Annotated in this window: 16 protein-coding genes, 1 tRNA gene and 1 other RNA gene; 8 read left to right on the top strand and 10 right to left on the bottom strand. The window is 46.4% G+C overall.

All coding sequences use genetic code 11. The annotated features are described in order from the left end of the window. Window positions 1-247: 247 nt before the first annotated feature. The 7 genes from ACO0KY_RS18950 to ACO0KY_RS18920 form a co-directional block, all read right to left on the bottom strand. Complete coding sequence (locus ACO0KY_RS18950; RefSeq protein ID WP_423048697.1) at window positions 248-1060, bottom strand: plasmid recombination protein; 813 nt, start codon at window positions 1058-1060, stop codon at window positions 248-250. Continuing rightward, complete coding sequence (locus ACO0KY_RS18945; RefSeq protein WP_423048695.1) at window positions 1060-1704, bottom strand: helix-turn-helix transcriptional regulator; 645 nt, start codon at window positions 1702-1704, stop codon at window positions 1060-1062. The genes ACO0KY_RS18950 and ACO0KY_RS18945 overlap by 1 nt, the downstream gene beginning before the upstream one ends. 572 nt (window positions 1705-2276) lie before the next feature. Then, complete coding sequence (locus ACO0KY_RS18940) at window positions 2277-3521, bottom strand: tyrosine-type recombinase/integrase (protein ID WP_423048693.1); 1245 nt, start codon at window positions 3519-3521, stop codon at window positions 2277-2279. A 151-nt stretch (window positions 3522-3672) separates the two neighbouring features. Further along, window positions 3673-3757 (bottom strand) — tRNA-Leu (locus ACO0KY_RS18935). 118 nt (window positions 3758-3875) lie between these two features. Continuing rightward, the gene (locus ACO0KY_RS18930; RefSeq protein ID WP_423048691.1) at window positions 3876-5279 is read right to left on the bottom strand and encodes an MATE family efflux transporter; all 1404 of its coding nucleotides are present in this window, start codon (window positions 5277-5279) and stop codon (window positions 3876-3878) included. Then, window positions 5276-6997 carry an ArnT family glycosyltransferase gene (locus tag ACO0KY_RS18925; protein WP_423048689.1) on the bottom strand — a complete coding sequence of 574 codons (1722 nt, stop codon included), beginning with the start codon at window positions 6995-6997 and terminating at the stop codon, window positions 5276-5278. The genes ACO0KY_RS18930 and ACO0KY_RS18925 overlap by 4 nt, the downstream gene beginning before the upstream one ends. A 430-nt stretch (window positions 6998-7427) precedes the next feature. After that, entirely contained in the window at window positions 7428-7694 is a 267-nt protein-coding gene (locus ACO0KY_RS18920; protein ID WP_186913154.1) for a type B 50S ribosomal protein L31, read from the bottom strand. 311 nt (window positions 7695-8005) lie between these two features. Between ACO0KY_RS18920 and ACO0KY_RS18915 the strand changes: the two genes are divergently transcribed. Continuing rightward, window positions 8006-8635: a trimeric intracellular cation channel family protein gene (locus ACO0KY_RS18915; protein WP_423048686.1), complete on the top strand. Its 630-nt coding sequence runs from the start codon at window positions 8006-8008 to the stop codon at window positions 8633-8635. Here ACO0KY_RS18915 and ACO0KY_RS18910 read toward each other — a convergent pair. Then, window positions 8613-9368: a TetR family transcriptional regulator gene (locus ACO0KY_RS18910; protein WP_423048684.1), complete on the bottom strand. Its 756-nt coding sequence runs from the start codon at window positions 9366-9368 to the stop codon at window positions 8613-8615. The two genes, ACO0KY_RS18915 and ACO0KY_RS18910, sit on opposite strands and share 23 nt — an antisense overlap. A gap of 550 nt (window positions 9369-9918) precedes the next feature. Here ACO0KY_RS18910 and ACO0KY_RS18905 point away from each other — a divergent pair. The 3 genes from ACO0KY_RS18905 to ACO0KY_RS18895 all read left to right on the top strand — a co-directional run bounded on the left by ACO0KY_RS18905 (window position 9919) and on the right by ACO0KY_RS18895 (window position 15951). Continuing rightward, complete coding sequence (locus ACO0KY_RS18905; RefSeq protein WP_423048682.1) at window positions 9919-11268, top strand: efflux RND transporter periplasmic adaptor subunit; 1350 nt, start codon at window positions 9919-9921, stop codon at window positions 11266-11268. A 67-nt stretch (window positions 11269-11335) separates the two neighbouring features. Further along, window positions 11336-14506 carry an efflux RND transporter permease subunit gene (locus tag ACO0KY_RS18900; RefSeq protein ID WP_423048680.1) on the top strand — a complete coding sequence of 1057 codons (3171 nt, stop codon included), beginning with the start codon at window positions 11336-11338 and terminating at the stop codon, window positions 14504-14506. Window positions 14507-14508: 2 nt separating this feature from the next. Then, a complete protein-coding gene (locus ACO0KY_RS18895) occupies window positions 14509-15951 on the top strand; it encodes an efflux transporter outer membrane subunit (protein WP_423048678.1) in 1443 nt (480 codons plus the stop codon). 129 nt (window positions 15952-16080) lie between these two features. Here ACO0KY_RS18895 and rho read toward each other — a convergent pair whose 3' ends face one another. Next, a complete protein-coding gene (rho, locus tag ACO0KY_RS18890) occupies window positions 16081-17343 on the bottom strand; it encodes a transcription termination factor Rho (protein ID WP_186913159.1) in 1263 nt (420 codons plus the stop codon). Between the two features lie 216 nt (window positions 17344-17559). Then, complete coding sequence (gene trxA / locus ACO0KY_RS18885) at window positions 17560-17886, bottom strand: thioredoxin TrxA (protein ID WP_186913160.1); 327 nt, start codon at window positions 17884-17886, stop codon at window positions 17560-17562. Between the two features lie 446 nt (window positions 17887-18332). Here trxA and ACO0KY_RS18880 point away from each other — a divergent pair, with 446 nt between their 5' ends. From ACO0KY_RS18880 to ACO0KY_RS18865, 4 genes are all read left to right on the top strand, one after another. Continuing rightward, window positions 18333-18554, top strand: a complete 222-nt coding sequence (locus tag ACO0KY_RS18880; RefSeq protein ID WP_423048675.1) for a DUF904 domain-containing protein — start codon at window positions 18333-18335, stop codon at window positions 18552-18554. An 11-nt stretch (window positions 18555-18565) separates the two neighbouring features. Further along, window positions 18566-18877, top strand: a complete 312-nt coding sequence (locus tag ACO0KY_RS18875; protein ID WP_186913264.1) for a cell division protein ZapA — start codon at window positions 18566-18568, stop codon at window positions 18875-18877. A gap of 66 nt (window positions 18878-18943) precedes the next feature. Then, window positions 18944-19124, top strand: a non-coding RNA gene (gene ssrS / locus ACO0KY_RS18870) — 6S RNA. Between the two features lie 145 nt (window positions 19125-19269). Then, a complete protein-coding gene (locus ACO0KY_RS18865) occupies window positions 19270-19725 on the top strand; it encodes an EVE domain-containing protein (RefSeq protein WP_423048673.1) in 456 nt (151 codons plus the stop codon). Window positions 19726-19729 lie beyond the last annotated feature (4 nt).

Here is a 19729-nt window from a genome sequence, read left to right as displayed (position 1 = left end):
TGTGTCGCCGACGCCGTCTAGGCGTATTGATTCCATCTTCCATCATGTACAAGTGTCCACTTAATAAGTGGACACGATCATCTACGCTTACGCTCTTAACTTCAAGATGACTTCACCGGGTGCTTACTTTGTGCACCATCGATTGGCTATCTGAACGTACATCAGTTTCCAATAGGAAGGGGATATGCAATTCTTTAAGGCCATCACTGAAATCCTCACATATCCCCACGTCCAAGGGACAATGATGTTATTGATACCTATCCTGATTATCCGGTTTGACTTTGGAGATCATAATATCGGTGAAGGTCTTTTTTCTTGGTGTTCGGGGTTTTTTGATCTTATGCTTTGCAATATGCATGTTGATATTCGATGAACACTTGGCTAAAGATGCAATGATGGCGTTTTTAATCTCTGGGGTTCTCATTAATTCGGGGTACGCGCAAAGATCATTGACTGCACTCAACGCTAAGCTCAAGCTATCTTCACGGCTGAGTTGTTCTGGCTTTTGCAAGGTAATCCCATATTTAAGGCCAACCACCGTTTCACAGTTCTTCCTCCTTTTTTGTAGCGTTTTAATGTTTCCCATGATGCGATGTCCTTGGAGCTTATCGCCAATTATCGGCAGCAAAATCACATGAACATGCGGTGCAGCTTCATCGTAATGAGCGATGGCTGACAGAATAGGAATGTCCTTAAATTCAGACTCTACCCATATTACAAAATCCTTAAAGCAAGCTTGCACATCGCCATCAAAATGGTTAGGTAAGGAGAAAACGAGCTCCACGCCGCGAATGTTATCCTTACGTTTAACAACGGCATTCGCTTCTCGCATTCGTTGTTCGCAGTCCTGAACGATACCTGTGGATGTTGCCTCGCCACGCAATACCTTATTTAAATGAGATCGTGCAGGATTGATGTGGCTGCTTGCATCAGGATGTAATTCAGCCACAATTTCTCGCAAATTATGTTTTGCTGCTTTGGAGAGAATATCTGGATCATTTTTAATACGATAGTCATTGCCAAGCTTTTGTATGCGGAGTACCAGAGTGACGTTTTTCATTACACACCTCTGCGTTGCAACATCCAATGTTCAATCTCATGCTCAAAGAAGCCGATTGCGCGTTCGCCGAGGGCAATTTTTCGGGGGAAATTTCCTATGGCAATCAAATTATAGATTGAGCTTCTCGATAAGCCTATTCGAGCGATGACTTCTTTGATCCGGATGATTCTCGTCTTGCAATGACCTCCCTGAGTGAAGTTTGAAGGATTCAATGGGAAATTTTTGTTGTTCATATCCGTCTTGGTCTCGTTAAGTGCATCTGCGCCAGCATCGATGCTGGCGGTTGTTTTTACTGATTTCTTTGAACTTGATCCACCACCAAATGGCATGTCATTCGAAATACATAAAACTGCATTTGCGATTTGGTCGAACTCTCGGTCGCAGTTCGCTGTGCTTTTGTTGGTTTTAACTTGGGACATGAAATTGCAGTACATAGGCTTCTTAAAAAATGGTGAAGAAAAAAGGTGAAGAAAAAAGGCAAAGCAAGGGTCTAAATAGCTTTGCACGATGTCTTGTGAAAAATTGTAAGTCCGTATTTCGAAAACTCCAGAATTTAGTCCGATGTATTTTTTTTGAAGAACAAGCCATGCAGACCTGCTCTTTGGAAATCGAAGTTCAGAAGCATTGGTGCGCTTCAAAATCATGTGCGTTATCCCGTATCAACAAAATGAATTGCAAATATTCGTTGGCGCTTTCTGCTGTTGATGCGCAGCCATTTTTAAAAATCGAGGGAATACATTGATGTTTTCTGACTTAAGTTACTTTTGAATAGACGTAAAAAAACCCCGCATGAGCGAGGTTCTTTTTGCAGTGACAATTTTTCAGACTATCGAATTAGGCACGAATAATAACGAAAGTGTACGGATAAATCACGAACTATTTTGTACGGATTTTTCCGTACAAATAAAAATGACAATTCTTTGTTGAGTGCTTATTGCATGTCGCATCCATCATTTCTTGAGCTATTGAATATGGCTCGTCACATAAATTAGCCTTGAACATTAGATGGCAGTTCTTATTGTTTTTGTGGAGGTAAATCGGCAACCGCTAACAGAGCATAGCGGTTGCCATTTTTTTTGATCACATCAGTGACGTGTATTGCGATACACGTATAGTTATTAATGAATGCTAAATTCTCAACGTTGGAAGCTCATAGATTTAAACGTGTCCTGAACTGAATTAAGCGCGAGTTTGCTTAAAATCGCTCGTCTCAAACTTAGGCGCAAAGCCTTTCTAGGCCAGTCCTCAAATAGGTATTTTTTAGAGAATATAAATAATTTGACCAGATGGTCATCATTTCACGTCGGTCGCTGAGGTATTTGGCTTTTTGGTATTTACCCTTGACGCCACTCCGTTTGTGCGACAGCTGTAGTTCGATCTTTTCTTCATCCCATCCTAACTGATCGGCGAGAGCTGTGGCTGCGGTATGCCGGAAGCCGTGAGGTTGGATGACATCACTGGTATACCCCATCTGCTTTAGTGCTTTATTCATTGTTCCGTCACTTAATGGCCGTACTCCGGAACAAACGCTGAAAATATAAGTTCCATCACCCGTCAACGGTTTCATTGAGCGAATGATCTCAACAGCTTGGTCAGACAATGGGACGATATGATCACTATTTGTTTTTGTAACCACGTAGCGCCATTCCTTGGCCTCCAAATTCACATCTACCCACTTAGCTTGTCGTAACTCACCTGGGCGTGAAAATACGAGCGGCAGTAGTTGTAACGCTGCTCTTGTCGCTAGGTTTCCATCGTAGTTCTCAATATCGCGCATCAATTCCCCAAGGAGCTTGGGGTCGTCAATATGGGAAAAATTTTCTCCTACGTGTTTTACTAGCGCGCCTTTCAGATCACTTGCTATATCTCGTTCCGCTTTTCCTGTCTGGATCGCATAGCGCCATAGACCGGACATGAGCGTTCGGACGCGATTGGCTGTTTCCGTAACTTGTTTCCCTTGGTTATTTACCCTGGACTCGATTTTTCGTAGGCAGGCCAGAAGTTCTATTGCTTTAATTTCTGCAAAAGGAAGCCTCCCAAGAACAGGGATTAGGTCGTTCTCTAGGTATGCTCGTGTGCGCTTGCTATGACTGAGGGATGTTGGTTCAATTTTTACTTTAAACCAATCCCATGAAACGGCTTCGAAGGTATTTTCAGCGGATACTAACTTCAATGTCTTTTCTTTTTTCTTTTGAAGACTAGGATCAACGCCATTGAGGAGCTGCTTACGTACTTCAGCCCTTTTTTCGCGGGCTTCGGTAATTGTTACTGTGGGATAGGGGCCAAATGTCAGGCGATTGGTTTTGCCATTTGCCTGCTTAAAGGACATGCGCCAGATTTTGGAGCCTGTTGGTGCTATTTCTATGTACATACCAGCGCCATCAGTGATGGTGTAGGTTTTTTCCTTGGGCTTTGCTTTACGGATCTGTGTGTCTGTGAGGGGAGCGGCTATTTTGGGCATCTTTAATCCATAAAATTATGGATTAAATTATGGATAAAAAAACCTTGGCTTGCAATAAACTTAGTTGGACGTTAAAAAACAAAAAACCCGCATTCTTCATAGAGAAATACGGGTTAAATTGCATATTACTGGATGTCAAAAAACATCAAATTGGTGCCGAGAGCCGGAATCGAACCGGCACGCCTTGCGGCGCGGGATTTTGAGTCCCGTGCGTCTACCTATTCCGCCATCTCGGCAACGCATAAACGAGATTATGACAGGACTGCCTTGATTTTGCAAGTGGGGCGGGTGTCTGGGTATCGGCGGTGCTTGTTATAAATCTTTTGTATGATATTTTTCAGTATATTTTTTAGTCTATTTTTGGCCTGAGGCTTCGGCTTGATATTGCTTTTGAAATTGATGTTGGACACGCTGTAAGTAAAGCCATAGAAATAGTGCCACCAGAGCGATGCTTAGACTGTTGGCGAGCCAGAAGCCAGCTGCGCCGCGTATTTGTTCTGGGATGATGTGCCACGGGTCCAGGCCTATGAAGTAGCCGCCGCCTAAACCGCAGCCCCATAAGGCGACCGCGTATAGGATTGTTGGAATGACAGCGATTTTATAGGCACGCAGGATGAAGGCTGCCACGACCTGGATGGCGTCAAACATTTGATAAAAAGAGATGAAGAAAAATAAGGGCAGGGCGGCGGCGATGATGGTTTCATTGTTGGTGTAGGCATGCAATATCCACGATCTGGTGAGCCAGATCAGAATGCCGATAGGGATAGCGCAACCCGCGGCTAAGGCGATGCCAGCCTGACTCATCTTTTTTGCGTGCGGGAAATCGTTGGCGCCAATGGCTTGCGCCACCAGCGTGCTGGTAGAGCTGGCGATAGAGAGTGGTAGCATATATAAAATCGTGCCGAAGTTAGCGGTTAATTGATGGCCTGACACAGCGACCTCGCCCAAGCGTGCAATAAACAATGCCATGAAAGCGTAGGCGGTAACTTCAATGAGATAGCTCAGTCCCATCGGGATGCCAAGGTGCAGCAAGGCTTTTAAGGTTTGCCATTGCGGCCTCACAAAACCAGTACCGAATAATTTAAAAATTTTGTAGTACTCAACGCGGTGCAAGATGATCCAACCTGCAAATAGCATGAGCCAGGCGATGACTGTCGTCGCAATGGCACAGCCAGGGCCACCCATGGCGGGTATGCCTAAGCCTCCAAAAATAAATAAAGTATTGAGCGGAATTTTTAAGGCCAGCGAAGCGAGTTGGATTCCCATCACCATCTTGGGGCGGGCTACGGCATTGTTGAGTGCGCTATAAATCCTGAAGCCCAGCGTTGCCGGTAAGGCGAGTGCCAGAATTTGCAAATAGAGGCGGGATTTTTCTGAGAGGGCGGGGGATGCTTCGGCGATATTGAGCAGGGGCTGCGGGAATAGAAGTATGGTGCAGCCCACGCAGGATAAGAAAAGTGCTAACCAAACGCCTTGTTTTATTTTTGCGCCGATTTGAGGATAATCACGCGCCCCAAATAATTGGCCTACGGTTGGGGAAATGGCTTGCAGTACGCCATTGAGTCCGACAAAGATACTGATGTAAATCGAGATGCCGATGGATAGTGCGGCCAGATCAGTCGCTGAAAAACGCGACGTCATTGCGGTATCGATGACGCCATTGGCAACGACCGCTAACTGACCGATTAGCATGGGCCAGGCAATAGCGGCAATGCGGGTGATGTTGCCGGTCAAGCCTGACTCTGAAGCCGATTTCATTGCTCTTTGCGGCGATACAAGGTCAGCAATTCGTCTTTATCGTAAGCGCGGTGCCCACTCCAGATATGTTGCCATTGCTTGAGTTGATACTGCGATGGTAACTGCGGTTCTTCTGATTGTTTGCGATTGTGTTGCAGCATTAGGTATTCGCAATTCTGATCAGAGAATCCTGCAAAATGAACATTGCCAAAATACGCCAGTGAACTCCGTTGTGAAGGGCCGATATAAGCCTCAACGCAATAGTCTTTGGCGGGTAATTGCAGGGCAACTTCTTTTGCGACAGTGGCATAAGAAATGCGTTGATTGATCCACGGTAACCATAAGCTGAGCAACAACAACCAGCACAAAATCACGCCACCACTAGAGAGCACTACCGCACGCCATAACACCGATGGACGGCGCGAGATTCGCCAGTACACCAACAAAAACCAGGCAATCGTCGCTGTCAGTGCAATCGCAAAGACGAATGGGTTGAAGTTAGGCTGAAAACCTGGCGCCAGATGCATAATTTTTGCACTCAACTTGTTTGGCCAGCCGGTTTGTTCTGCGATCCAACCTAACCAGATAAAGCCCGCGGTGCCAGTTAAGACTAACACTGCAAACCAGTCGACGGCGTTGATGGCGCTGCGTTTCATGGTTGGCAAACCAAATGCAGCCAGAATGGCAAGTGGTGGCAAAATTGGTAGTAGCAAACTTTCTTCTGAGGATGGGTTCAGGAAGCTGAGCACCACAAAGCAAATGAAGAACATCGTTGGCAGGGAGATATGCAATGCCTTTTCTTGTCGGCGCCATGCGTAAATCGCCCAACCTGCAAATGGCCATGCGGGCCACGCGAACCATATGCTGTATTTGAAAAAGTAGCTGACACTCTCTACACTTGGCCAATTGATCTGATGATAGTTCCAGGACATCCAAGCTGGAAAAGGAGTGCTGTCATACGGGTGTACTAAGCGAATCGCCAATAACCATAAGGCTGGCAATATCAGTGCTACCAGCAGAGCTGCGATAATGAATTTAATTTGTCTGGTTTGCTGGCGATACAGACACAAAATACCCAGACCTATGATTAAGCTCAGTGGCGTCACCCAACCTCTGGTTAGCGTAAGTAAGCCCAGGCAAATACCTAACTGTATGACCAGACGTCGCTTGGGAAAGTCGAGTAATCGCACACATAGATACAGGCAAAATGCGATTAAGGAGATTTGTAAAGTTTCAACGCTGGTTTCATGGCTACGCACTAATAAACCCAGGCAACCAAGATAGATTAAGAGAGCACCATCGGCGAGCGTGCGGCCAAAGTCCTGAGGTTCTGGTTGACCGCCGAATGCCAGTTTCAACGGTTGAGCTTCCGAACGTCGGCCCAGCAAATATGTGGCGTACCACACTGAGACTGAACCAATAATGAAAAAAATCCCGGTCGACAAACGCGCTGCCATTGGTTCACCAACGATGCCGCCAAATAACTTGATGCAGATCGCACCCAGCCAGTAGGTTAGCGGGCCTTTCTCTGGCATAGGCAGGCCGACAATGTGCGGCCATAACCAATCAGAGATTGTGCCGTGCGCCATCGTCCACATCACACCAAAACTGGTGGCGTCATCACCTTTCCACGGGTCGCGACCGATCAGGCCTGGCAGAATGTACAACAAGCAAAGGGCAAAAATGCCCCAGCGTGGAAGGGCGATAGTGGCGGCGGCAGGAAGTCGGACTGGCTTCATATGTAATTCTTTTGGTTACCGTGTCGGTGGTGAATGCGTGCATGTACTCTGCAAGTGCATCCATATTTTGCTCGCGCACAAGCCGCAGCAAAACAAAAAATATTGTAAGACTGATGCAAAATGGTTCTGATCTGAGGCCTTGCTTGCTTACTTCCAGTGCTTGCGCTCTGTTTGGCTTGTATCTAGTATCGCAGTGCCAGCAAAGCTGGAAACCTTGCAATTCAGAACAATTTTGCGTCAGCCCAGCATTTTAAATATTTTTTAAAACGCGTACTTAAATATCTACTAAATATCTACTTAAAGATCTAATTAAAGATTTAATTAAAGATCTAATTAAAGATCTAATTAAAGATCTAATTGAATATTGTAAGGACATGCTTAGCAAAAAAGGCAGCCTGAGCTGCCTTTTTTATAAAAACCGTTGTACTGATTAGTTTGCAACAGAAGTTTTGGAACCGACGGTACCGAACTTTTTGCGGAACTTGTCAACACGACCAGCGGTGTCAACGATTTTATGTTTGCCAGTGTAGAAAGGATGGGATTCTGCAGAAACCTCGATCTTTACCAGTGGGTATTCTTTGCCTTCAAATTCTGCTTTATCTTTTGTGGAGATAGTAGAACGTGTGATGAATTTGAAATCGTTAGAAACGTCGTGGAACAACACTTCGCGATAATTTGGGTGGATGCCGTCTTTCATGCTTGCCTCAGTATATAAAGTAGGTAGCCAATATGCACTTCGTCGATCGCACTGCTTCTTGATCCGATTGCGTATCACTTGCCAGAGTTGAATAAATTGGGATTTTGCAACAAACAAAATGCCAAGCCCATGATTATACAATGATTTTTTAAATTCTGGATAGCTGGCGGTGACTCAAAATGGTGTGGAACTTAAGCTTATTGCAAAGAAATCTTAAATTTTGCAAATCATGAGGTGGCTTTGACCGCTTCGCAGTGGGACTTGAAGGTAAAATTGCGGCTTAAAAATGAGTAATTTACATTAGGGTAAGTATGGCAAGTAGTTATGTTGGCATGAATGCAATGTTGCACACCGCAGAAGTGCTGGGGGTGCTCGCGTTCGCTGGTTCAGGCTTTATTGAAGCACGTCGCAAACGTATGGATGCGGTTGGCTGTTTTACGGTAGCGTTTATCACGGCGTTTGGTGGCGGTACATTACGCGACCTGTTGTTGGATCGCCGACCCTTGTTTTGGGTAGAAAATCAAGAATATCCGATACTTATATTTGTTTTGTCATTACTTGCTATTCCCTTGTTGCGTCATTTGCGTCACGCTTTAACCGAAAGTGCGCTGGAATGGGCTGATGCATTGGGGTTGGGCCTGTTCAGTGTGACCGGAACATCGCTGGCGCAAGAAGCGGATATGCCGCTGTTTGTGTGTGCCATGATGGGAGTTATTACCGGAATCTTCGGTGGTGTGTTACGAGACGTGATTTGCAATGAAATACCACTGGTGTTTCGACGCAGTCAGTTGTACGCCACCTGTGCCTTTGCCGGATGCTGGGTATATCTGTTACTCAATTGGACGGATGTGTCTGAGGCAGTCGCTTTGCTGGCTGGTACGTCGACCACCTTTGCGATGCGTATGCTGGCCGTCAAATTTAATTGGAAGCTACCGGCATAGGCTTTTTGAGCGGTGGGCAGCTCAATAATCCCGCCAAAAACATATCGATCATGCTCTCGGCATGGGCAATCATGCAGTATGCCGAGGTGTCTTCCAGCCATTCATGCACGATGCCAACCAGAAACGCATGGTTGGCTTGCATGGCGATCCAGGTGTCCGTGTCAGGATGCAGTTTACCTTGCGTTACCGCACTTTTGATAATCGCTTCAACTTTGGCCATGCACTCAGCGCGTTGACGTTTTTCGTTTTCAAAAAAAGGCAGATCCGGATTTTTTTCGCAACGATGGAAAATAATGTCGAATACTTTACGTTGGCGTTTGTCACCAGAGACCAACTGCAAAAAATGAATATCAAGTTGCTTTAAGGCGCTGATAGGGTCTTTGTCTGGCGTTTCAATAATCTCATTCAACAAGGCTTCCATAGGCAGAAACGCTCGGTCGCACATCGCTTGTACCAAGGCATTTTTGTCTTTGAAGTGCCAGTAGATCGCGCCACGAGTCATACCCGCCGCGATAGCGACATCATTGAGTGTGGTGTTGGTCACGCCTTTTTGCGAGAACACTTGTTCCGCCGCATCCAACAGGGCGGAATAGGTTTCTTGCGCTTCTTCTTTCGTCTTTCTGACCATATCAATTCCTTGGCTAGCCTCATCAATTTGTTTGCCTGGGCTCGCTATTACTGCTTGTTTTGTTACTGGTTTTGCTGCGTGTTTTACGATTTCTGTTAATGCCATTGGCTACTTACTGAGCACTGGCAGGTATTGTTACTCGCCTTTGATCATTTTACGGCTAGTGCTGTTGCATGCCTTGCATCTCTCAGATACTTATCAGATTCTCACCAGAAAGTCGGTGCTGTAGACCTTGTTTCAGGCTTGCATGTTAAAAGCCACCGGTAGAATCCGCAATCCTTACATGTATTTTCGAATAATTGTAGGTAATTTCATTGATGGACAACACAAAAACGCCTTATTTCGCGTAAAACATCTTCAAAAGAAATGTCAAAATGAAAGTAAAAATATCAAATTGAAATTTAAATTGAACTTTTTATTCTCAAATAGCATCAACGTCCATTCTTTTGTTGCAGCAAGAATTGGTACGAGAATCTCGTTTTCTCGCCAACTTCCCGCAACTTCCAGCCATTTTCGGGAAAGATTTCATCTTTTCTCTTTGATTTTCTAATGTGAACCCTATTGCTTAGTAGGGTTGTTAGGCGACATTATATACAAACATGATTGTATGTATATAATGTCGTCCTGTCCTTCAATTAAGCAGAAAGAATTCTTTATGCGTTTTTCAGACTCATCATCATCATCATCATCATCATCATCCGCTTCTCTGTCTAATCAGCTATCACGTCAAATTAAGCAGATTTATCAACATCCGGCGTTTAGGGCTATTGCCTTGAGTTTGCCCTTATTAACTCTCGCTGCCTGCGGCAAGGAAGAAACCGCACATGCTGCACCGGGCAATATGCCACCACCAGAAGTCAATGTCGTGACGGTAGAAAACCGCGATTTGGCTTTGGATTTCGAGTATGTTGGTCAAACTGCAGGCTCACGTGAGACGGAAGTGCGAGCGCGTGTCGCCGGTATTTTGGAAAATCGTCTTTACGAAGAAGGCTCACGCGTAAAAGCGGGTGACGTCTTGTTCCAAATTGACCCAGGCACATACAAAACACAACTGGCATCAGCTGAAGCCGCAGCGGGTGTGAGCGAAGCGAAATTGAATCAGGCGAAACGTGAATATGCACGTTTGTCCCCATTGGCCGCAGAAAAGGCGATTAGCCAAAAAGAATTTGATGATGCGAAATCAAATTTAGAAACGGCCGAAGCCAGTTACAAGCAAGTGCTGGCACAAGTGAATGAAGCCAAACTTAATCTTGGTTATACCAAAGTTGTTGCTCCCATCGGTGGCGTGACAGGTATTGCAAATAAATCCAATGGCAGTCTGGTGACAGCCGCTGATAGTTTGTTGACGACGATCGTCCAGACTGATCCTGTGTACATCAATTTCAGCATTCCGGAAGCAGATTACCTGAAAGTCGCTAAAGAAGTGGGTAGTGGCAAAGTCGCATTACCAGGCAAACGCGCAAGTAATGGCAGCCTGGCTTTTGACGTGCAACTTAAATTGGCCGATGGCAGCATGTTCCCAACTTCAGGCAAGATGAATTTTGTGAGCGAAAAAGTTAATCCGGCAACAGGCGGTTTTGATGCGCGTGCGCAGGTCGCTAACCCAGACGGTAACTTGCGCCCAGGTCAATTTGTGCGTGTGATTCTGGCGGGGGCAAAACGTAGTGCTGCTCTGGCTGTACCACAACGCGCGGTGATCGATGGTCCTATGGGCAAGATGGTGTTTGCCGTATCGCCTGACAACAAACTGGACCCTAAACCAGTTGAGTTAGATGGCTGGTCGCATGGCGAATGGGTGGTGACGAAAGGCTTGAAAAACGGTGAACGTGTGTTGGTCGATGGCATCATCAAAGCGCATGATCCAGGCATGACCGTGACGCCAATTGCTGTGAGCGCGAAAGTGGCTGCGGCAACAGGTGCAGACAGCATCGCCCCAAAAGCGAACAGCGCAGCAGCGTCCAAACCAGCCGCTACTAAATCTGTCGCTACTAAATCTGCCGAATAAGAACCCGATCAGCTTCCTTTACTGAATTTAGTGCTGCATCGTCAGCAAAGGCAAACAGGAATAATTCATGTTTTCAAAATTTTTTATTAACCGGCCGATTTTCGCGACAGTCTTGTCGTTGATTATTGTGCTGGCAGGCTTGGCCGCTCTGCGTGTCTTGCCGATTTCTCGTTACCCCGAGATTTCACCACCTGTCGTCAATGTGACGGCATTTTATCCAGGCGCTTCGGCTGAAGTGGTAGAACGTACCGTGGCGGCGCCAATTGAGGAGCAAATCAACGGCGTCGAACACATGTTGTACATGAACTCAGTGTCGTCTGCTGATGGCCGTGTATCAATCGATGTGACGTTTGAAGTCGGCACCAATCTCGATATCGCTGCGGTGAACGTCAATAACCGTGTGCGTCAGGCGGATGCTAAATTACCGCAAGAAGTGCGTCGTCAGGGCGTAACGGTCTCTAAGAGTTCGTCAAACTTCTTGGTCGTTGCAGCCTTGTATTCGCCAGACAATCGCTACGATGCTTTGTACTTGTCTAACTATGCCACGCAGAATGTGTTAGATGCACTGAAGCGCGTTCCTGGCACAACCAATATTCAGATTTTTGGTGCCAAAGATTATGCAATGCGGATCTGGATGCGTCCGGATCGCATGGCGCAATTGGGCGTGACGGTGAGCGATATTTCAAACGCTATTTCTGAACAAAATGCGCAATACGCTGCTGGTAAAGTGGGTGCCCCACCAAACAATACCGAAGAACTGACGATGACCGTAACGGCCAAAGGTCGTTTATTGGAGCCAGAAGAGTTTGCCAATATCATCGTCAAATCCGATAAGAGCGGTGCGACGATACGCATTAAAGATGTGGCGCGGGTCGAATTAGGTTCTAAAGATTACAACTTGTATGGTCGCGTGAATGGTCATCCTTCTGCCAACATTGGTGTGTTTTTGCAAACCGGTGCGAATGCCTTAGAGACACGCAAAGCAGTTGAAAAAACCTTGCAAGATCTGAAGGCGAAATTCCCCGAAGGCATGACATATTCGACACCGTATGACACCACGCCGTTTGTCACTGAGTCGATTGCAGAAGTGCTAAAAACACTGGCAGAAGCGATGGTCTTGGTGTTTATTGTTGTGTACTTGTTTTTGCAAAGCTGGCGTGCAACGATCATTCCAACGCTCGCCGTTCCGGTGTCGTTGATTGGTACGATGGCGGGTTTGCACTTGCTTGGTTACAGCATTAACACATTGACTTTATTCGGTATGGTGTTAGCGATTGGTATCGTGGTGGATGATGCGATCGTGGTATTAGAAAACGTCGAGCGTCTGATGAATGAAGAGGGCATGTCGCCGAAAGATGCTGCGATTGAAGCGATGCATGAAGTGACCGGACCAGTCATTGCGATTGTGCTGGTGCTGGTGGCGGCGTTTGGCCCGATTGCTTTCCTTGGTGGTTTGGCTGGTGAGTTGTATCGTCAATTCTCGGTCACGATTTCTATCGCTGTTGTATTGTCAGGTTTGGTTGCTTTAACGTTGACCCCCGCTTTGTGCGCGATCTTGTTGAAACCAGGGGCGGAAAATCATAATCGCTTTTTTACCTGGTTTAACGCGGCGTTTTTACGTTTGACTAAGCGCTATACCGACGGTGTGAGTTTCTTCCTGAAACGCGCTACCTTAGGCGTTGCTTTGGTCTTGGGTATGGTGGCTTTGACCGGAGTATTGTGGAAACACGTGCCAGGTGGCTTAGTGCCAGATGAAGATCAAGGTTACTTTATTGGTGCGGCGATTATGCCGGATGGTGCATCCTTGGATCGCACTAATGCGATGGTCAAGCAAGTTGAGACCGTCATGCAAACCAATAAAAATATCGACACCACCTTCTCTTTGGTTGGTTTGGATTTTCTGGGTGGTGGCGGTTTGAAATCATCCGCCGCGACCATGTTCTTCCCATTAAAACCATGGGATGAACGGAACCAATCCGCGCAGCAAATGGTTGGTGAAAGCTACATGAAAACTGGCCATATCAAAGAAGGTTTGCCATTGTTCTTCAGCCCGCCTGCGATTCAGGGCTTGGGACAAACTGGTGGCTTCGAGTTCTATTTACAAAATGCCGGAGAAGGTGGCGTTAAACGTCTGGCGACTTTATTGCCTCTGTTGTTGGCCGAAGCCAATAAGCAGCCAGAACTGGCCGGTGTGAAAACCTTGTGGCAAGCCCGTTCTCCACAGCTTTACGTGGATGTGGACAATGAAAAAGCACGTTCTATGGGTGTTGCCCTTTCTGATGTCTACAACACGTTAGCGGCAACTTTGGGTAGCTACTATGTGAACGATTTCAATAAAAATGGGCGTATTTACACAGTGCAGTTGCAAGCAGAAGGTCAGTATCGTGCCAAACCTGATGATATCGGCCGCATGTATGTTCGCTCTTCGACGGGGCAAATGATACCGGTACGTGCTTTCACGACGATCAAGTTCATTACCGGACCTGATTCAGTGCAACGCTTTAATGCTTTGCCTGCGATTAAATTGCTGGGCGATGCGAAACCAGGTTACAGCTCTGGTCAGGCCATCGCGGCGATGGAACGCGCAGCAAAGAACGTGTTGCCTGCCGATGTCGTCTACGACTGGGGTGGTGCATCATTTCAGGAAAAACGTAGCAGCAATGCAGCCGGTATTGCACTGGGTGCTGGCGTGTTGATGATTTTCCTGATTCTGGCTGCGCAATATGAAAAGTGGTCGCTGCCTTTCTCAGTATTGTTGGCAATGCCGTTCGGTATCTTTGGCGCGTTGATGGCGGTGTATTTGCGTCACTTTAATAACGACGTGTATTTCCAGATCGGCCTCGTGACTTTGCTCGGTTTGTCGGCCAAGAATGCGATTCTGATTGTGGAATTTGCAGTCATGAAAGTGCATGAAGGTTATGCACCAGTGGCGGCGGCGGTCGAGGCAGCGCGCTTGCGTTTCCGTCCGATTTTGATGACTTCATTGGCATTTATTTTGGGTGTCGTACCACTAGCGTTTTCTCATGGTGCTGGTGCGGCTGCGCGTCAATCGCTGGGGACTGGTGTATTGGGTGGTATGTTGGCGGCCACCTTCCTGGCGATCTTCTTTGTACCTTTGTTCTTTAAATTAATTAACGATAAACGCCTGAAAACGACCGAGGCTGATTTCGCTCATCCTGTAACGACCGCACCTTACGCAGCAAAAATGGATGCATCTGTCGCAGTGACTAAGGAATAATGATGTTGAAAGCAAAATTTATATTAACAACGATGGCCGCCAGTCTGGCGCTGGCTGGCTGCGCTTCGGTAGGGCCTGATTATCAGCGCCCAGCATTGGATGTGTCGACAAGTTTGAGCGTCGCTGCAGCGCCGGGCAAGTCTGCTACGATGGACTATATGGCGTGGTGGAAAGGGTTCAATGATCCTGTCCTCAATGCGTTGCTGGATGAGGCGCATGCCAATAACCAGGATCTGCTACTTGCTGCTGGTCGCGTTGAAGAAGCGCGTGCACTCGCGGTCGGTGCCAATTCCAATCGCTATCCGACCGTGGATGCAAATATCACGCCGACCAAACTGCGTACGAGCCAACATGCGGGTTCACTACCACCCGGGGCAGAACCAATTAGTCGTGACTATAAGCTAGGTCTCAGTGCTTCGTATGAACTTGATTTGTGGGGTAAGTTAGCACGTGCTGACGAAGCTGCACGTGCGCGTTTGCTGGCGCAGGAAGCCAATCAAGGTGTTGTTTTGACGAGTTTATATAGTACTCTGGCGCAAACTTACTTTAGCTTGCGTGCCAGCGATGCCCAATTAGCATTGGCAGATGTGACGCTCAAAACGCGTCAGGAAAAACTTCGTTTGCAGAAAAAATTATATGCGTCTGGCACCATCGGTGAACTGGATTTACATATAGCTGATTCTGAAGAAGCCGCGGCAGAAATCAGTCTTGCACAAGCAAAGCAATCAGTGGCAAATACCGAATCCGCTCTGGCTGTACTGGTAGGGCGTTCACCTTCTGCAATTGCCAAACCGGTGATTGCACGCGGTAGTGATATTGATGGTCTGTATCAACAATTGCGTGTACCTGCTGATTTGCCTTCCAATTTGTTAGAGCGTCGTCCGGATATTGTCGCCGCTGAACAATCGCTGATGGCGGCGAATGCGGATATTGGTCAGGCGAAAGCGCAATATTTTCCTACGCTCAAACTTAGTAGTGGTGTTGGTTACGAGTCGCAAAGTCTCAAAGACTTGATTAATCCGGCATCGATGTTATGGAATATTGGTGCGAATTTAACCCAGCCAGTGTTCCGTGCTGGTGCAATTGGCGCGCTCGTGTCTGGTGCAGAAGCACGCAAAACACAAGCGCTGGCGCAGTATGTGCAAACAGTACAGGGTGCCTTTAGGGATGTACATGACGCCTTGAATAACGCCACCGCCAATGAGCAGATTTATACGTCCGGACAGCATCGAGTATCAGCCTTGAAAGACTCGCTGCGCTTAGCCGAATTACGTTATAAAAACGGCTATAGCAGTTATCTCGAAGTCTTGAACGCGCAAAGAGATCTGTGGCAAGCGCAAGTGACGGTGATTGATACCCAGCGTGCGCATCTGAGTGCTGTGGTCAGTTTGTATAAAGCGGTAGGTGGCGGTTGGGATGCGAAGCAGGAAGTCGCAGCGAAATAGAAGTTGAGGTAGTAACGTAAAAGCAAAAAAGCCGATACATGCGTATCGGCTTTTTTTTGAAGGACAATTTGTATCAAAAATTTAATCCAATTCAAATCAAATCAAATCAAACTAAATTTTTCAGACCGATTAACCACCACGACGCATCATCTCAAAGAATTCTGCATTGTTTTTGGTTGCCTTCATTTTGTCCTGGATGAATTCCATCGCTTCGATCTCGTCCATCGAGTACAGCAACTTACGCAAAATCCAGATTTTTTGTAACTGATCTGGTTTGATCAGCAATTCTTCACGACGGGTACCGGATTTATTCAGGTTGATCGCTGGGTAGACGCGTTTTTCAGCAAGACGGCGTTCCAGATGAACTTCCATATTGCCTGTACCTTTAAATTCTTCGTAGATCACGTCATCCATACGGCTACCAGTTTCGATCAATGCCGTAGCGATGATCGTGAGAGAGCCGCCTTCTTCGACGTTACGGGCAGCACCAAAGAAACGTTTTGGACGCTGCAATGCGTTAGCATCCACACCACCGGTCAATACTTTGCCGGAAGCTGGGATCACGGTATTGTACGCACGCGCCAGACGGGTAATCGAATCAAGCAGAATGACCACGTCTTTTTTCATTTCGACCAGACGTTTGGCTTTTTCGAGAACCATTTCAGCCACTTGTACGTGACGGGTTGCGGGTTCATCAAAGGTTGAAGCAACGACTTCGCCGCGTACTGAACGCTGCATTTCAGTCACTTCTTCCGGACGTTCATCGATCAGCAAAACGATCAAGGTTACGTCTGGATGATTAGTTGTAATCGCGTGAGCAACGTGTTGCAGCATCACGGATTTACCGGATTTAGGTGATGCCACCAGCAAACCGCGTTGACCACGGCCAATTGGTGCGATCATATCGATGATACGGCCAGTGGTATTTTCTTCGCCGCGCATTTCGCGTTCGAGTGTCAATACTTTGTTTGGGTGCAGCGGTGTTAAGTTTTCAAACAGAATGCGGTGTTTCGACGCTTCTGGTGATTCTCCGTTGACCTTGTCCACCTTCACCAGAGCGAAATAACGCTCGCCATCTTTTGGTGTACGTACTTCACCTTCGATCGAATCGCCAGTGTGTAAATTGAAACGGCGGATTTGTGAAGGAGAAATATAAATATCGTCGGTCGAAGCCATGTAGCTGGCATCTGGTGAGCGCAAGAAACCGAAGCCGTCAGGCAACACTTCAAGAGCGCCATCGCCAAAAATTTGTTCGCCGGATTTTGCACGTTTTTTAAGAATCGCGAACATCAATTCTTGTTTGCGCATACGTGCCGCGTTGTCGATATCGAGTCCTACAGCCATGTCCAGCAATGCGGATACGTGTAGGGCTTTTAATTCAGATAGATGCATGGTGAGTGTCCCGGGATGGGAGTATGGGGTGGGGGAGTGAACGGAGGAACTACAGAATAAACAGAATAGTTATTTGTATTTTGCGGTCAAATGACCATTAAAACAAGCTCTAAATTTACGTTTTATACTATACGGTGACCGTACTGCGCCAGAATTTTCATCTCAATCGATTGATGCGCTGATTGGATTCAAAGCCGGAGCAGTACGTATGATACCTTAAATATTAGCGTCAATGAAAGATGTCAATTGACCTTTTGCCAAGGCGCCTACTTTTTGTGCTGCGACAGCACCATTTTTAAACAAAATCAAAGTAGGAATGCCGCGGATACCAAACTGAGCAGGTACTGCCTGGTTGGCATCGACGTCCATTTTTGCAACAACGACCTTACCATCATATTCTTTAGCAACTTCTTCCAGAATAGGGGCGATCATTTTGCATGGACCACACCATTCAGCCCAGAAGTCGACCAGAACTGGTTTGTCGGATTTTAATACGTCAGCTTCAAAAGAAGCATCGCTTACATATTTGATGTTTTCGCTCATGGAATCCTCATCGAGAGGGAAAAATTAAGGGGTAACAGCGCCACAGAATATCGGTCAGAAATCGGAACTCGCCGCATTCAGTGTTGAATCTGGAGGCGATTGGCGTAATTTCAATGGTAATTAATACGGGTACCGAGAGATGCCAACGAAGAGTCTAGCGTGGTTAGCTATGCAGCAAATAATAACCTATTTTTAAAAAAAGTGTGATGCTTAAGGATATTTTATGTGGTTCGTCACATAAAATAATTGTTTGCATACAAAAATGTCGGTTTTTGTATAGTCTATTTTGGCCTTGAACAGAATTTCTATCAAATTAATCGGTTTTTTATCGTTTAAATGAAGTGTTTTGAAATTTTTCCATACTTCATTCGTTCCGGACGCACGTTGCCAGAAAATTTGCTCGTATAATAAGAATCCAGATTTGTTGCACTTGATAACCTCAAACTATGATGATTTCCGATTTTGAATTACTCGCTGAAAAAGTTGCTAAGCTCGCTGAGCTTACCTATGCCTTGCGTACTGAAAATGCTGGCTTGCGCAACGAAGTAGCGTTGTTGACTTCGCAGAATCACGATATGCAACAACGGATGCAGCAAGCGCATAACCGGGTTTCGGCCTTGTTAGCGCAATTGCCAGCAGAAGCAGTAAATGATGAGGAAGCAGCATGACTGAAAAAAAAGTGATACAAGTAGATGTTTCTATCATGGGACAAAGTTATAAGCTGTCTTGCAAAGATGGTGAAGACCGGGCGCTGCGCGAAGCGGCCGCTTATCTGGATGCCAAAATGTCGGCTTTACGTGATTCCTCTAAGGTCAAGGGAACTGACCGTATTGCAGTGATGGCTGCCCTGGGTATGACAACGGAGCTCTTAGCCACCAAATCACCCGAAGGCCCGTTATCTGGCATGTCCATGTCTGAGGTGAAACAGAAAATGAGTCAGATGCATGAAGTGATGGATCAGGCGCTTACTCCACAAGAAAAACTATTTTAATTGCAGGGTCATTGCATAATTTAATCAAAAACAATGACATGAAAACTCAGTTTGGGAGTAAACTTCAATTCCCTGCCGTGTTCGCCAATGTCATATATTCCTTGAACCATTTATGTGCATAGGCTGTGGAACATTGTTCGATGGGTGTGAGCGTCGCTAGTCCGATGAACCCGAAATTGAACTGACCGTGGCCAACTTGAACCGCTTAGGTTCAGGATGCCGGCATAGCGGCATCGGTGGGGACTTATTCTGAACGGCTGTCGTTATCGACAGCCGTTTTTATTTTGAGAATTTGATTTTTTCTATCTGCGTTTGCTTTCAGATACCCAGCGTCCAAGTATGCGACAATTTATTTTTTATCTTTTCTCTTTTTTTTCTTTGAGTGAATTGCTATGGCATATTGGTTGATGAAGTCTGAACCTGCTGAAATGAGTATCGACGACGCGTTGGCAATGCCAGCGGTACCTTGGTTCGGCGTCAGAAATTACCAGGCACGAAATTTTATGCGTGACGTCATGCGAGTGGGTGATGGGGTATTGTTTTACCATTCCAGTTGCGCAGAACCGGGCATTGCGGGCATTGCTGAAGTAGTGTCCACCGCCTATCCGGATCATACCCAGTTTGATTCCAAGAGCCATTATTTTGATCCTAAAGCGACCCGGGAAACGCCGCGCTGGATGATGGTCGATATTAAGGCGATCCGCAAGACACCGCTATTAAGCCTGACTGAGATGCGTACCCATCCGGAATTGGAAACCATGCAGGTATTGCAAAAAGGTAGCCGTTTATCGATTACGCCGGTGACGACAGCAGAATGGAACGCAGTAATGAAGCTGTTGATGAAATAATGAA

This window comes from Undibacterium sp. Dicai25W (genome assembly GCF_049340505.1).
GTDB classification, from domain to species: domain Bacteria; phylum Pseudomonadota; class Gammaproteobacteria; order Burkholderiales; family Burkholderiaceae_D; genus Undibacterium; species Undibacterium jejuense.
The sequence above is the reverse complement of the archived record's forward strand: the minus strand, read 5'-3'. Positions and strand labels throughout refer to the sequence as shown.

Coding starts and splice junctions, on each gene's coding strand:
- ACO0KY_RS18950 (WP_423048697.1), bottom strand. CDS start 1,060: ATGAAAAACGTCACTCTGGTACTCCGCATACAAAAGCTTGGCAATGAC.
- ACO0KY_RS18945 (WP_423048695.1), bottom strand. CDS start 1,704: ATGATTTTGAAGCGCACCAATGCTTCTGAACTTCGATTTCCAAAGAGC.
- ACO0KY_RS18940 (WP_423048693.1), bottom strand. CDS start 3,521: ATGCCCAAAATAGCCGCTCCCCTCACAGACACACAGATCCGTAAAGCA.
- ACO0KY_RS18930 (WP_423048691.1), bottom strand. CDS start 5,279: ATGAAATCGGCTTCAGAGTCAGGCTTGACCGGCAACATCACCCGCATT.
- ACO0KY_RS18925 (WP_423048689.1), bottom strand. CDS start 6,997: ATGAAGCCAGTCCGACTTCCTGCCGCCGCCACTATCGCCCTTCCACGC.
- ACO0KY_RS18920 (WP_186913154.1), bottom strand. CDS start 7,694: ATGAAAGACGGCATCCACCCAAATTATCGCGAAGTGTTGTTCCACGAC.
- ACO0KY_RS18915 (WP_423048686.1), top strand. CDS start 8,006: ATGGCAAGTAGTTATGTTGGCATGAATGCAATGTTGCACACCGCAGAA.
- ACO0KY_RS18910 (WP_423048684.1), bottom strand. CDS start 9,368: ATGGCATTAACAGAAATCGTAAAACACGCAGCAAAACCAGTAACAAAA.
- ACO0KY_RS18905 (WP_423048682.1), top strand. CDS start 9,919: ATGCGTTTTTCAGACTCATCATCATCATCATCATCATCATCATCCGCT.
- ACO0KY_RS18900 (WP_423048680.1), top strand. CDS start 11,336: ATGTTTTCAAAATTTTTTATTAACCGGCCGATTTTCGCGACAGTCTTG.
- ACO0KY_RS18895 (WP_423048678.1), top strand. CDS start 14,509: ATGTTGAAAGCAAAATTTATATTAACAACGATGGCCGCCAGTCTGGCG.
- rho (WP_186913159.1), bottom strand. CDS start 17,343: ATGCATCTATCTGAATTAAAAGCCCTACACGTATCCGCATTGCTGGAC.
- trxA (WP_186913160.1), bottom strand. CDS start 17,886: ATGAGCGAAAACATCAAATATGTAAGCGATGCTTCTTTTGAAGCTGAC.
- ACO0KY_RS18880 (WP_423048675.1), top strand. CDS start 18,333: ATGATGATTTCCGATTTTGAATTACTCGCTGAAAAAGTTGCTAAGCTC.
- ACO0KY_RS18865 (WP_423048673.1), top strand. CDS start 19,270: ATGGCATATTGGTTGATGAAGTCTGAACCTGCTGAAATGAGTATCGAC.